Raw genomic sequence first — 12,876 nt, forward strand, 5'->3', positions numbered from 1 at the left:
ATCCGCGCACGGGGCAGCCATGAGGAACGAGGCACAGATGACCGACCCGGTGACGCTGGACGGCCAGGGATCGATCGGCGATTTCGACGAGAAGCGGGCCGAGGCGGCCGTACGCGAACTGCTCATCGCGGTCGGAGAGGACCCGGACCGCGAGGGCCTCAAGGAGACGCCGGGACGGGTGGCGCGGGCGTACAAGGAGATATTGGCGGGCCTCCGCCAGGAGCCTGAGGACGTTCTGACCACGACGTTCGACCTCGGACACGATGAGATGGTCCTGGTGAAGGACATCGAGATCATGTCCCTGTGCGAACACCACCTCCTGCCCTTCCACGGAGTCGCGCACGTCGGCTACATCCCGGCCGACACGGGCAAGATCACCGGCCTGTCGAAGCTGGCCCGGCTGGTGGACGTCTTCGCCCGTAGACCCCAGGTGCAGGAGCGCCTCACCACGCAGGTGGCGGACTCGCTCATGCGGATCCTGGAGGCGCGCGGCGCGATCGTGGTGATCGAGGCGGAGCACATGTGCATGTCGGTGCGGGGCATCCGCAAACCGGGCGCGAAGACGACCACGTCGGCCGTACGGGGACAGCTGCGTGACGCCTCCACCCGCGCCGAGGCGATGAGCCTGATCCTGGCCCGCTAGGCCGTCGGCTCGCTTTGTCAGTGGTGCCCGATACGCTCCTCGGCCTGAGGTGGTGAGCAGGCCGAGGAGCGCCGTATGGACCACGGATTACCGAGCAGGCAGACCGTCAACGCGGTGGGAGGGCGCCTCCGAGCCCCGGACATAGCCGTCGGTACCAGGCTGTGGACGCTGGACGGACTCCGTACGGCGCAGACCAAGCGTTCGCCGATCGGTACGCGCGCAGCCTCACCGAGGCGACGGGGCTGGAAGCGCGGCCCCAGCCTGTGACGCGGCCTCTTCTGGATACCTGGGCCGGGACATCCCTGGTTTCCGGGTGCGTGTGGTGTCCTCCTACCTCGCCGACGCGCTGCGACAGTACGCGGGCGGCGACGGCTGCCGGGCCAAGCACTGGGCCGGACGCACTCTGGTCAGTGCGAACGTCCCCTTCCTCGCCGAGCTGGCCACGGTCATCGGAGCCCGGTTCACTCCCTCCAAGAAGGGCCTGGCCTCCCATCTGATCCTGGTCGACCGCTGGGCGGCCCGGGGAACGTTCCGGCCGGAGCATCATGACGCCGACTCGGTGGAGTCGGGCTGGGTGACGGTCGAGGCCGTGCGGCCCCGCGTCGCTCCGGGCAAGCCGTTCACCCTGTACAGCTACCGGCTCCGGCCGCATCCCACCTTCCTGGTCAACGGCCACCTGGTGCGGGAAGCGGAGTGAGACGGGCTCGGTGCCGCTCTAAGCGGCCGCCGCCCCCGTGCCGTCGTTGTCGCCGTTCTCGCGGAGGCGGCAGACGCGTTCCAGGAAGAAGGCGGCCGCGATGACGCCGATGCCCGCCACCACCGCCGCGCCGGCGTAGATGGCCTGGTCGCGGCGGGGTGGGACGTCGAGGAAGCTGAGCAGGAAGACGCCCGTGCCGCCGTACATCCCGGCGACCAGGGCGGTGACCAGGGCGCTCGCCTGGCCGAAGACGACCGCTCGCGCCGCCATCAGGGGCTCGACACCCTTGGCGCCGGGGCGGCGTTCGCGTTGGGCGCGGAGGCGGGTGCGGATGGAGAGGGCGGTGGCCAGGAGGATCACCGCGATCACGGCGAGCACGATGGAAGCGGCCAGCGGGACGCTCGGGAGCGTGCCGAAGGAGTCCCAGAGGCGGGCGCCGCCCCAGGAGAGGACACCGGCGGCGGCGAAGAGGCCCGCCAGTACCCCGAGCCGTAGTTGCTTCACCGCGTGAGCCGCCCTTCGTCGCCTGTGTTCCCGAGCCCGCCTGTCCGTGAGCCCGCGAGCCCCGAGCCCGTGTTCCTGAGCTCGTGCCCGTCGAGCCTAACGATTACTCCGGCAGGCGCAGTTCCAGGTCGGCGCGGGGCAGGACGCCTTCGCGGCCGACGCCGGCGAGGAGGTCGGCGACCGGGCCCGCGCCGGGCAGCTGGGCCTCGGGGTCCATGTCGTGCCAGGGAGCGAGGACGAAGGCCCGCTCGTGGGCGCGGGGGTGGGGGAGGGTGAGGACCGGGTCGTCGGAGAGGACGTCGGCGTACGACACGATGTCGACGTCGATCGTGCGCGGGCCCCACCGCTCCTCGCGGACCCGGTCGAAGGCCTCCTCGACGGCCTGGCCGCGCTCCAGCAGGGAGGCGGGCGGCAGCGTGGTCTTCACGAGGATGACCGCGTTGAAGTAGGAGGGCTGGCTGTCGGCCGCGACGCCCCAGGGCTCCGTCTCGTAGACCGGGGAGACGGCCTTGACCCGCAGGCCCGGCGTGTCCTCCAGCGCGTCGACGGCGCCCTGGAGGGTCTCCAGCCGGTTGCCCAGGTTGGAGCCGAGGGCGATCACGGCCATCTTCGGGTTGGAGAGGGTGATGTCGGCGGCGTCCACCTGCTTGACGACGGCGGTGGGCACCGGCTGGACGGTCGGGTCGCTCTGCCCCTCGGTGGAAAAAGCGGTCATGCTCGGCTCCGGGTGATGGTGATGGTCACGTCGTCGAAGGGGACGGTGATCGGCGCGTCCGGCTTGTGCACCACGACCTCGACCTCCTGGACACCTTCGTGCTTCAGGCACTGCTGGGCGATGCGCTCGGCGAGCGTCTCGATCAGGTCGACCGGCTCGCCCGTCACCACGTCGACGACCTCCTCGGCCACCACGCCGTAGTGCACGGTGCGGGCCAGGTCGTCGGTGGCTGCCGCGGGGCGGGTGTCGAGGCCGAGCACCAGGTCGACGATGAAGGTCTGGCCCTCTTCCCGCTCCTTGGGGAAGACGCCGTGGTGCCCACGGGCCTTGAGGCCGCGCAGCGCGACACGATCCACGCGAATCACTCCTGCTGTCGTTGGTCCAAGAGGCACCCGGCCGCGTGCGGGCGGCGAGGTACCTGCTTTCGAATCTACCTGCGAGCACCGACCGTGCTCGCCCGTGGGGGCCATGGACAGCGCCTCACGGGACTGGTAGCCGCCCATACCCCGCGGTCGTGGACTCCAATCCCTGCCCGGCCCCTACCCACTCGGGAGGGTGGCTGCGCGTCGTCAGGACGACAGTTCCTCGTCGTCGTCCTCGTCGGTCTCCGCCAGGACCGGCGAGCCGTGGTGGGACCAGAGCTTCCAGCCCTCGGGCGTGCGCCGGAACACGTTCGTGGCGACGACCAGCTGGCCTACCAGTGGCCCCAGGTCGCTGCCCTCCTCGGCCGGACCGCCGCTGAGGATGTTCTCCGTGCAGGTCACCAACGCGGTGTCGCCGGTCATCGCGATGTTGACGTCGGTGAGGAAGAACTGGATGTACTCGGTGTTCGCCATGATCAGCGCGTAGCTGCGGAGCACGTCGCCGCGGCCCGTGAGCACCGGCCACCCCGGGTGGACGCACGAGACGGTGAGGTCCTCGCCCGGCAGCCACCGGTCGGAGAGCGCCTCGTGGTCGCCGCGCTCCAGCGCCTCGTAGAAGGCGGTGTTGGCGGCCTCGACCTCCGCGATGTCGGCGGCGGCCGACGCGTGGTCCTCGTTCACGTGGCTCCCTCGACGGCGCGGGCCACGCGTACGGCGTCGGCGGTGGCGCCGACCTCGTGGACCCGGACCGCCCAGGCCCCGGCCCGGGCCGCGAGGGCGGAGATGGCCGCGGTGGCCGCGTCGCGTTCGCGGGCGGGCGGCAGGGTGGCGCCGGGGCCGGCCAGGACGTGGCCGAGGAAGCGTTTGCGGGAGGCGGCCACCAGGAGCGGGCGGCCCAGCGCGTGGAGCTCGTCCAGGTGCGCGACGAGGGCCAGGTCGTGCGGGGCCATCTTCGCGAAGCCGAGGCCGGGGTCGATCACCACGCGTTCCGGGGCCACTCCGCCCGCGACCACCGCGTCCATCCGCTGCCGCAGCTCGTCGAGGACTTCGGCGACCACGTCCTCGTACACCGCCCGGCTGTTCATCGACTCGCTGAAGCCGCGCCAGTGCATCACCACGAACGGCACCTCGGCGGCGGCGACGGCCGGGATCATGTCCGGGTCCGCGAGGCCGCCGCTCACGTCGTTGACCAGGACGGCTCCGGCGGCGACGGCCTCCTCGGCGACGCGGGCGCGCATGGTGTCCACGGAGACGGTGACGCCTTCGGAGGCCAGCCCCTTGACGACCGGGATGACCCGCCGAAGCTCCTCCGACGCGTCCACCCGGCTGGCACCCGGCCGGGTCGACTCGCCGCCGACGTCGACCAGGTCGGCGCCTTCGGACACCAGGTCGAGGCCGTGCTTGACGGCGGCCGTGGTGTCGAACCAGCGGCCGCCGTCGGAGAAGGAGTCGGGCGTCACGTTGACGACCCCCATGACCGCACAGCGGTCCCACTCCGGCAGTCCCCGGACTGTGCCGCGCACGCGTGACGTACTCATGCTTCCAGCCTAGGCCCGCCACGCCGCCCTCTACGCCGCGCTCACCTCGCGCTCCGGTGCGGTGGGCTGCGCGTGGCCGCACGGGCGGCGGGCGCGGGAGCGGAACGGGCGGGGCGGCGAGACGTTCACGAACCCTTCCGCCTGCATCGCCGCGATCCCGATGCGCGGCAGGTGGCGGCTGGTGCGGAAGACCACGAAGCGCGGCTCCCAGCGCGGCTTGAACTTGGCGTTGAACTTGTACAGCGACTCGATCTGGAACCAGCGCGAGAGGAAGATCAGCAGCCCGCGCCAGCAGCGCAGCACCGGCCCGGCGCCGAGCCGCTCGCCGCGTGCCAGCGCCGAGCGGAACATCGCGAAGTTGAGCGAGACCCGCTGGACGCCGAGCTTTCCGGCGGCCTGGAGCGAGGCGACGATCAGCAGCTCGTTCATGCCGGGATCAGCCGAGCGGTCGCGGCGCATCAGCTCCAGCGACATCCCGTCGCGGCCCCACGGTACGAAGTGGAGGACGGCCTTCAGGTCGCCGTGCGGTCCGTCGCCGGTGCCGGGCAGGTGTGCGGTGGCGATCACGCAGTCGCCGTCGGCCGGGTCGCCGATCCGGCCGAGCGCCATGGAGAAGCCGCGCTCGGTGTCGGTGCCGCGCCAGTCGGCGGCGGCGCGGCGGATGCGCTCCAGCTCGGTGGGGCCGATGTCACGTGCTCGCCGGACCCGGGTCTCGTAGCCGTTGCGTTCGATGCGCCCCACCATCTGGCGTACGTTCCGCATGGCCCGCCCGGCGAGGGAGAAATCCGCGACGTCCACCACCGCCTCGTCGCCCAGCTCCAGCGCGGTGAGGCCGGTCTCGCGGGTCCAGACCTCGCCGCCGCGCTCGCTGCACCCCACCACGGCCGGCGTCCAGGAGTGCGCCTTCGCCTCGTCCATGAACCGCTCGATGGCGCCCGGCCACGCTTCCACATCGCCGATCGGGTCGCCGCCGGCCAGCATCACTCCGGAGACGACCCGGTAGCAGACGGCGGCCTTGCCGCTGGGAGAGAAGACGACGGCCTTGTCGCGGCGGAGCGCGAAGTGGCCGAGCGAGTCGCGGCCGCCGTGCGTCGCCAGCAGCGCCCGCAGCCGGCTCTCGTCGTCCTCGGTGAGCCGGGCCGCCGGGTGCTCGGGCCGGAAGGCGAGGTAGATCGTGGTGACGGCGGTCAGCAGGCCGAGCGCGCCGAGCGAGTACGCCACGGTCCAGGTGGTCCGCCCGGCGTAGTCGACCGGCCCTTCCACGCCGAACAGGCCGTACAGCACGTGCTGGAGCCGGTCCGCGATGGACGGGTCACCGACGACGCGGCCGGGATGGACGGAGACGATGACCAGGCCGAGCGCCAGCGAAGAGGCCCCGAGGAGCACGAAGTTGGCCAGCGCCCGCCAGCGGCTGCGCGGATCGGGCAGCGCGCGGAACTGGTCCCGGTGGCGTACCAGGAGCGCGCAGAGCGTCAGTGAGACCAGCACGCCGACGACCGAGTGACGGTACGCGAACTGCGCCACGGCCCCCGCCGGAAGCAGTACCACCGCCGCCCGCCAGGCCCGCCGCTTGTGCCGCTTCAGCCCGTGCGCGAGCAGGAGCAGCAGGATGCCCGCGCTCAGCGAGAGTGCGGCGGCGAACGGGCCGAGCGCTCCGGGCAGCACCTCGGCGAGCGTGTGCATCCGGCTGTGCCGGAAGCGCGGGAAGACCCCGGCGGCGACGTCGATCAGGCCGGCGACGGTGCTGGCGGTGCCGACGACGGCCGGTACGGCTTCGGGGCGCGGGCCGCGCAGGAGCCGCCGCATCCACTGCGGAACCGATACCGATTTATCCCCATCTACCGTGACAGACATCGCTTCCGTGGCTCCAGATGAGAGTGCAGGTTCTTTGGTCCGTCGGCGGTCGGCCGTTCCGGACGATGTGCTCCCTCTAGGACGGGGGCCGGGTCGCGGGGGTTCATCCACATTCCGGAAATTTCCCCTCGGAAACGCGGCGGGAACGCAGCGGACAAGTAGCGAAAACGGAGAGAAAGCGCGCTCATGGGTCTCACCAGCAAGGTAGTTCTGGCGGTCGTGGCGGCCTTGGCCGTGGCACTGTTCGCCGCCACGGTCCGGCTCTGGCCACGGCTGGCCCGGCGGAGCGCCGCCGCCGTGACGGGCCGGGTGGGGCTGCTGCTGGCGACCCAGCTGACGCTGTTCGCCTCGGTCGGCCTGGCGGTGAACAACGCGTTCCTCTTCTACGGTTCCTGGGCCGACCTCTTCGGCCAGAAGCAGGAGTTGGGCGTGGTCACCGACCACGCGGACGGCGGTCCCGGCTCCCGGTACATGACGCGGATCGGTACGCAACGCCCGGACGTGCCGGGCGGCGGAGTGCCGTCGGTGGGCGGGCGGATCGACAAGGTGGTGGTCTCCGGGCGGCTCTCGGGCATCGAGTCACCGGCGTACGTCTATCTGCCGCCGGAGTACTTCCAGAGCGCGTACGCCAAGCGGACGTTCCCGGCGGTGGTGGTGCTGACCGGCTATCCGGGAATGGCGGAGGGCCTGCTCACGGGCCTGCGGTATCCGCGGACGGCGCACGAGCGCGTGAAGGCGGGCAAGGCGCAGCCGATGATCCTGGTGATGCTGCGGCCCTCGGTGGCGCCGCCGCGCGACACCGAGTGCGTGGACATACCGAAGGGCCCGCAGACGGAGACGTTCTTCGCGAAGGACCTCCCCGAGGCGATCGGACAGTCGTACCGGGTCGGCAAGCACGCCCGTAACTGGGGCATCATCGGCAACTCGACCGGCGGCTACTGCGCGTTGAAGATCGGCCTGCACCACCCGGACCGGTACGCGGCGAGCGCCGGGCTGTCCGCGTACTACAAGGCCGCCGAGGATCCGACGACCGGCGACCTGTTCCACGGGAAGCAGGAGCTGCGCGACCGCGCGGACCTGATGTGGACGCTGAAGAACCGGCCTCCGTCCGGCGGCTCCTTCCTGGTGACGACCTCACGCCAGGGCGAGAACAACCTGAGGAGCACGATGGAGTTCATCGACCGGGTGAAGGCGCCCGCCCAGGTGTCCTCGATCGTGCTGGGCAGCGGCGGGCACAATTTCACGACCTGGCGGCGTGAGATCCCGCCGGCGCTGGAGTGGCTGAACGGGCGCCTCAGCGCGCAGTGAGGCGCCGGCCACGTCCAGCGGTGCCACGTCCAGCGGTGGCGACCGTCTCCACTAGGCGGAGGCCACCGTCTCCACCGCCACCTCCGCGCGCGGCAGCGCCTGCGCGTCGGCGTCGATCGAGCGGCGCAGCGCCTCGTGCAGCCGGGCCGGGGTCAGTACGCCGAGGAAGCGGCCCTCGCTCTCCTTGTCGATGACCGCGATCCAGCCGGCGTCGTGCTGGAGCATGGTGGCGAACGCCTGCTTGAGCGGCGCGCCGAGCGGGAGCCATGCCTCCATGCGGCGGGCGTGCTCGCGGACGGTGCCCTTCGCGTCCGGGTCGGCCGCACTGTCGGCCGGGATCCAGCCGTGCAGGTTGTCCCGGCCGTCCAGGACGACCGCCCAGCGCGCGCCCTCGGTGCGGAGGCGCGCGGTGGCCTCGGCGAGCGGGTCGTCCAGGTGGACGACCGGCGGCTGGTCGAGGTCGCTCTCCTCGATCGGCGTCACCGAGAGCCGCTTGAGCCCGCGGTCGGCGCCGACGAAGTCGGCCACGTACGGGGTCGCGGGAGCGCCGAGGACGGTGGCCGGAGAGTCGAACTGCTCGATGCGGCCGTTCCCGTACACCGCGATCCGGTCGCCGAGACGGACGGCTTCCTCGATGTCGTGCGTGACGAACAGCACGGTTTTACGGACCTGGGCCTGGAGTTTCAGGAATTCGTTCTGGAGCCGTTCGCGGACGACCGGGTCGACCGCTCCGAAAGGCTCGTCCATCAGCAGGACGGGCGGGTCGGCGGCCAGGGCGCGGGCCACTCCGACGCGCTGGCGCTGGCCACCGGACAGCTGTTCCGGATAGCGGTCACCGTAAACGGAGGGGTCGAGTCCGACGAGGTCGAGGAGTTCCGCGGCGCGTTCGCGTCCCTTTCCGCGCTTCCATCCCAGGAGATGCGGGACGGTCGCGGTGTTCTCCAGCACCGTCTTGTGCGGGAAGAGGCCCACCTGCTGGATCACATAGCCGATACGGCGGCGGAGTTCGACGGGGTCGATGGCGGATATGTCGTCCCCGTCGAGGAATATCGTGCCCTCGGTCGGTTCGATCAGCCGGTTCACCATCTTCATGGTGGTCGTCTTGCCGCAGCCGGAAGGTCCGACGAGCGTGACCAGTTCACCCTCGGCGACCTCGAAGGAAAGGTCGTCGACGGCGGTGGTGCCGTCCGCGTACCGCTTGGTGACGTGCTCGAAACGGATCATGATTCCCCATTGTGGAGGGCGTTCTGTGAAGGGCGTGTTGCCGGAATGCGACAGCCCTCCGCGATTGTCAGTGGTCGAGGATAGGCTCGCCAGGCATCAGTTCGGCATCGGGCGCGACGGGGAACACGGGCGCCACGGAGACGCGACAGGGAAACGGGAGGTGGGGCCGGATGGCCGGAGCGAACTGCCTGGCGACGAACGACTGGATCTGCGGCGAGTATCTGCGCACCCGCAGCCAGGAGTTGACCGACGCCACCGTGCAGCACATCGGGATCACGGTGGTCTCGGTGCTCATCGGGCTGGCCGTCGCCTTCCCGCTAGCGCTGCTCGCCCGCCAGGGCCGCGGTTTCGCCGGACCGGTGCTCGGGCTGACGACGATCCTCTACACCGTGCCCTCGCTGGCGATGTTCTCGCTGCTGCTGCCGCTCTTCGGGCTCTCGGCCGCGCTGGTCGTCACGGGCCTGGTGCTCTATTCGCTGACCATCCTTGTACGGAACATCCTGGCCGGCCTCGAAGCCGTGCCGGAGGAGGCCAAGGAGGCCGCCCGGGGCATGGGATACGGGCCGTGGCGGCTGCTGTGGGAGGTGGAGCTCCCGCTGGCGCTGCCCGCGCTGATGGCGGGACTGCGCATAGCCACCGTGTCGACGGTCGCGCTGACCACGGTCGGCTCGCTCGTCGGCAAGGGCGGCCTCGGCAACCTCATCGAGGACGCGCTGCCGAGCTTCTTCAAGGCGCAGGTGCTCGCCGCCTCGGTGCTGTGCGTGCTGCTCGCGGTCACCGCCGATCTGCTGCTCCTGGGCCTTCAGCGGCTGCTGACGCCGTGGACGCGTATACGGGCGGCGACGGGGGATAGGGATACGGGTGGCGCGCACGGTTCCCGTGGCGCACGTGGTCCGGACGGTTCTCGTGAGCTCGACGGGTCAGGCGGTTCGGGTGGACCGGCGGGCTTGTCCGCCCCGGCGAAGGTGGAGGCGGGCTGACCCGTGGGAGTCATCGGCGAAGCCTGGACCTGGCTGACCACCGGGGCCAACTGGTCGGGCGACGGCGGAGCCGCGCACCGGCTCGGCGAGCATCTGTACGTCAGCGGAGTGGCCCTCGCGGCTGCCTGCGCCATCGCCCTGCCGCTCGCGCTCTGCCTGGGCCACATCGGCAAGGGCGGCGCGCTCGCGGTCAACATCTCCAACGCGGGCCGGGCCATCCCGGTCTTCGCGGTCCTGGCGCTCTTCATGCTCACGCCTCTCCGTAACTCCGGCTACTGGCCCACGATCATCGCGCTGGTGCTGTTCGCCATGCCGCCGCTGCTGACCAACGCCTATGTCGGGATGCGGGAGGTGGACCGGTCCGTGGTGGAGGCCGCGCGGGGCATGGGGATGTCCGGCGGGCAGCTCTTCGTCCGGGTCGAGCTGCCGCTCGCCTACCCGATGATCATGACCGGGCTGCGCTCCGCCGCCGTCCAGGTCGTGGCCACCGCCTCGATCGCCGCCATGGTCGGCCTCGGCGGCCTCGGCCGGATCATCACCGCCGGATTCAACACCTACGACACCGCGCAGGTCTTCGCGGGGGCGATCCTGGTCGCCGCGCTGGCCCTGCTGGTGGAGGGTGTGCTGGTGGCGCTGGACCGGGTCCTGTCACCGCTGCGCCGCCGCCGGATCGCGTGAGGGACCCGGCGGCTCATCAACTTCCCCCAGTAGTCATCCTTTTTTGCGTTCGGACGGAGAACAGACATGAGCAGAACCTCGCGGATAGCCGGAGCGGTCATCGGCATCGTGGCGCTGACCGGGTCGCTCGCGGCCTGCGGCGGCGACAGCCTGGAGAAGGAGAAGGGCGGCTCCGGCTCCTCGGGCGGCGACAGCAAGAAGGGCTCGCTCGTGGTCGGTTCGGCCGCCTTCACCGAGTCCAAGGTGCTCGCCGAGCTGTACGCGCAGATCCTGGGCGACGCCGGGTACAGCACCTCGATCACCACGGTGAAGAACCGCGAGCTGTACGAGCCCTCGCTGGAGAAGGGCGAGATCGACGTCGTACCCGAATACGCCGCCACGATCACCGAATTCCTCAACGCCAAGGTGAACGGGGCCGAGAAGGCCCAGAACGCTCCGCTCGCCTCCGGTGACGCCGCCGCCACGGTCGCCGCGCTCGAGAAGCTCGCCGAACCGCTGGGCCTCAAGGTGCTCCCGGCCGGGAAGGCCGTCGACCAGAACGCCTTCGCGGTCTCCAAGGAATTCGCCGAGAAGAACAACCTCAAGACGCTTTCCGATCTCGGAAAGTCGAAGCTCAAGGTGAAGATCGCGGCGGGCGACGAGTGCGAGGTGCGGCCCTTCTGCGCACCGGGTCTGAAGAAGACGTACGGCATCGACGTCACCGGTATCGACCCGAAGGGCGTCGGCACCCCGCAGTCCAAGCAGGCCGTCCGTGACGGGAAGGTCGAGCTGGTCCTGACGACCACCACCGACGCGGTGCTGGACGGGCTGGTGTTCCTGGAGGACGACAAGAAGCTCCAGAACGCCGACAACGTCCTGCCGGTCCTCAATGCCAAGGACGCGGGCGCTCCGGAGATCGCCGCCGCGCTCGGAAAGCTCACCGACACCCTCACCACGGAAGATCTCGCCGAGCTGAACCGCAAGGTCGACGCCGAGCGCGCGAAGCCGACCGACGTGGCGAAGGAGTACCTGGAGTCGAAGGGCCTGATCAAGAAGTAGGGCTTGATCAAGAAGTAAGCCCCGGCCGCGGAGAGTTCTTGATCAAGAACTAGCGAGCTTCGGGGGGCCGCCAGGTAACCGGCGGGGAAAGATTGCCGGGCGGCCCCCCAAGTAGCGCGTACACACGGTAAATTTCAGGCCATGCCACGTGGACGCCACCGCCATTCGCCACCCCTTCACAGAATCCTGCCGCCCTCCGTGGTGGCGGGAGTGTCGGTCGTCGGTGCCACCGGCGCCTGGTTCCTCGCCGAACCCCTCGCGCTGCGCGGCCTGGTGGCCGCCGTGGCCGCCGCCGCTCTGACCGGCGCGTATCTGATGCGCAGCTGGGACCGGGCCGCGGGGCTGCGGGTCGCCGAGCTGGAGCGGGCCCGCACCCGTGACGAGTGGCGGGCCGAGGAGCGCATAGCCGAGCTGGAGCAGGATCTGGAGGAGTCGCGCGAGCTGCGCACCCGCCTGGAGACCAAGCTCCGCCGCAAGCGCGTGGAGCTCGCCGGACTGCGCGGCGAGCACGCGGGTCTGCTCCGCCGGTACGCCAACGCCGAGACCGAGCGGGCCAGTGCGCTGGAGGGCCGCCGGCAGCTCGCCATCGAGGCCGCCGCGCCGGCCGAGCTGCCCACCGGTCGCTCCACGCCGACCCCGGACGCCTACCGCCGCGCGGACGAGGCCCTGCTGAACCTCACGCGGAACGCCGCACTCCAGGAAGCCCGTCGCGCGAATGCCGTAGCCGCCGCCGTTACCGCGAAGCAGAGTGCTGAGCAGAGCGCGGACGGGGAAGGCCCGCAAGGGAAGGAGGCGGCGGCCTCCGGGGCGGGCGAGCACCACCAGCACCGCCGCCCGTCGACCACCCCGCCCGCCCCGGCCGCGAAGACCCCGACGGTGAACGCCGACGTCCCAGCCGCGAACGTCCCAACCGCGAACGTCCCTGCCGCGCACGTCCCGGTGGCTCAGCCCAAGCCGCAAGCCCTCGGTGCCTGGCCGCAGCCCCAGGCCCTCGGTGCCGGCGCCTCGGCCTCCGCCGCGCCCGTCCACGTACCGCGTACGGTCGCAGCCGCTTCGGCCGTCGTGCCGTACGCGGCGGCCCGCCGCCACCTCGTCCCGCAGGGCAACTTCGACTTCTTCGGCACGCAGAACGCCCAGAAGGCCAACGCCGCGATCGAGTCCGTGCAGAACGAGGACCTCGCGGACGTCGTCGGCGAGGAGGCGCTCGCCGTCCACCGCACCGGAGCCGTGCAGAACCGGGCCGTGGGCAAGGTCATCGACCTCACCGCGCACGACGAGACCGAGCAGATCGACGTGGCGGAGCTGCGCGGCGCGGTCTCCTAGGAGCCCACGCGC

14 protein-coding genes are annotated in these 12,876 nt (G+C 71.1%); 7 read left to right on the top strand and 7 right to left on the bottom strand.

Annotated elements, in window-relative coordinates:
• The first annotated feature begins 37 nt into the window (after positions 1-37).
• Both folE and ABZ267_RS07340 read left to right on the top strand, forming a co-directional pair.
• Entirely contained in the window at positions 38-643 is a 606-nt protein-coding gene (folE, locus tag ABZ267_RS07335; protein WP_356754544.1) for a GTP cyclohydrolase I FolE, read from the top strand.
• Between the two features lie 322 nt (positions 644-965).
• Positions 966-1,340, top strand: a complete 375-nt coding sequence (locus ABZ267_RS07340; RefSeq protein ID WP_356754413.1) for a hypothetical protein — start codon at positions 966-968, stop codon at positions 1,338-1,340.
• 18 nt (positions 1,341-1,358) lie between these two features.
• Here the strand turns inward: ABZ267_RS07340 and ABZ267_RS07345 are convergent, their stop codons facing one another.
• The 6 genes from ABZ267_RS07345 to ABZ267_RS07370 all read right to left on the bottom strand — a co-directional run bounded on the left by ABZ267_RS07345 (position 1,359) and on the right by ABZ267_RS07370 (position 6,313).
• Positions 1,359-1,844: a DUF3180 domain-containing protein gene (locus tag ABZ267_RS07345; protein WP_356754411.1), complete on the bottom strand. Its 486-nt coding sequence runs from the start codon at positions 1,842-1,844 to the stop codon at positions 1,359-1,361.
• Between the two features lie 103 nt (positions 1,845-1,947).
• Entirely contained in the window at positions 1,948-2,559 is a 612-nt protein-coding gene (gene folK, locus ABZ267_RS07350; protein WP_356754409.1) for a 2-amino-4-hydroxy-6-hydroxymethyldihydropteridine diphosphokinase, read from the bottom strand.
• A complete protein-coding gene (gene folB, locus ABZ267_RS07355) occupies positions 2,556-2,915 on the bottom strand; it encodes a dihydroneopterin aldolase (protein ID WP_356754407.1) in 360 nt (119 codons plus the stop codon). Before folB ends, folK begins: the two co-directional genes overlap by 4 nt.
• A 213-nt stretch (positions 2,916-3,128) precedes the next feature.
• Positions 3,129-3,602 (bottom strand): nuclear transport factor 2 family protein, encoded by a 474-nt coding sequence (locus ABZ267_RS07360; RefSeq protein WP_356754405.1) that lies wholly within the window; start codon positions 3,600-3,602, stop codon positions 3,129-3,131.
• A complete protein-coding gene (gene folP / locus ABZ267_RS07365) occupies positions 3,599-4,396 on the bottom strand; it encodes a dihydropteroate synthase (protein WP_356754542.1) in 798 nt (265 codons plus the stop codon). The genes ABZ267_RS07360 and folP overlap by 4 nt, the downstream gene beginning before the upstream one ends.
• A gap of 93 nt (positions 4,397-4,489) precedes the next feature.
• Positions 4,490-6,313, bottom strand: coding sequence for a phosphatidylglycerol lysyltransferase domain-containing protein (locus tag ABZ267_RS07370; RefSeq protein WP_356754403.1), 1,824 nt, complete (start codon positions 6,311-6,313; stop codon positions 4,490-4,492).
• A 186-nt stretch (positions 6,314-6,499) separates the two neighbouring features.
• On the opposite strand from ABZ267_RS07370, the gene ABZ267_RS07375 reads away from it, so the two are divergent.
• Positions 6,500-7,621 carry an alpha/beta hydrolase-fold protein gene (locus ABZ267_RS07375; protein ID WP_356754401.1) on the top strand — a complete coding sequence of 374 codons (1,122 nt, stop codon included), beginning with the start codon at positions 6,500-6,502 and terminating at the stop codon, positions 7,619-7,621.
• Positions 7,622-7,672: 51 nt separating this feature from the next.
• Here the strand turns inward: ABZ267_RS07375 and ABZ267_RS07380 are convergent, their stop codons facing one another.
• On the bottom strand, positions 7,673-8,845 hold the full coding sequence (locus ABZ267_RS07380; protein ID WP_356754399.1) for a betaine/proline/choline family ABC transporter ATP-binding protein: 1,173 nt from the start codon (positions 8,843-8,845) through the stop codon (positions 7,673-7,675).
• 170 nt (positions 8,846-9,015) lie between these two features.
• Here ABZ267_RS07380 and ABZ267_RS07385 point away from each other — a divergent pair, with 170 nt between their 5' ends.
• The 4 genes from ABZ267_RS07385 to ABZ267_RS07400 all read left to right on the top strand — a co-directional run bounded on the left by ABZ267_RS07385 (position 9,016) and on the right by ABZ267_RS07400 (position 12,864).
• Entirely contained in the window at positions 9,016-9,825 is an 810-nt protein-coding gene (locus ABZ267_RS07385) for an ABC transporter permease (protein WP_356754397.1), read from the top strand.
• 3 nt (positions 9,826-9,828) lie between these two features.
• Complete coding sequence (locus tag ABZ267_RS07390) at positions 9,829-10,503, top strand: ABC transporter permease (RefSeq protein WP_356754395.1); 675 nt, start codon at positions 9,829-9,831, stop codon at positions 10,501-10,503.
• 66 nt (positions 10,504-10,569) lie between these two features.
• On the top strand, positions 10,570-11,541 hold the full coding sequence (locus tag ABZ267_RS07395) for an ABC transporter substrate-binding protein (protein WP_356754393.1): 972 nt from the start codon (positions 10,570-10,572) through the stop codon (positions 11,539-11,541).
• A 141-nt stretch (positions 11,542-11,682) separates the two neighbouring features.
• Entirely contained in the window at positions 11,683-12,864 is a 1,182-nt protein-coding gene (locus ABZ267_RS07400) for a hypothetical protein (protein ID WP_356754391.1), read from the top strand.
• Positions 12,865-12,876 lie beyond the last annotated feature (12 nt).

It is taken from the genome of Streptomyces sp. NPDC006174 (assembly GCF_040614075.1).
Lineage (GTDB): Bacteria > Actinomycetota > Actinomycetes > Streptomycetales > Streptomycetaceae > Streptomyces.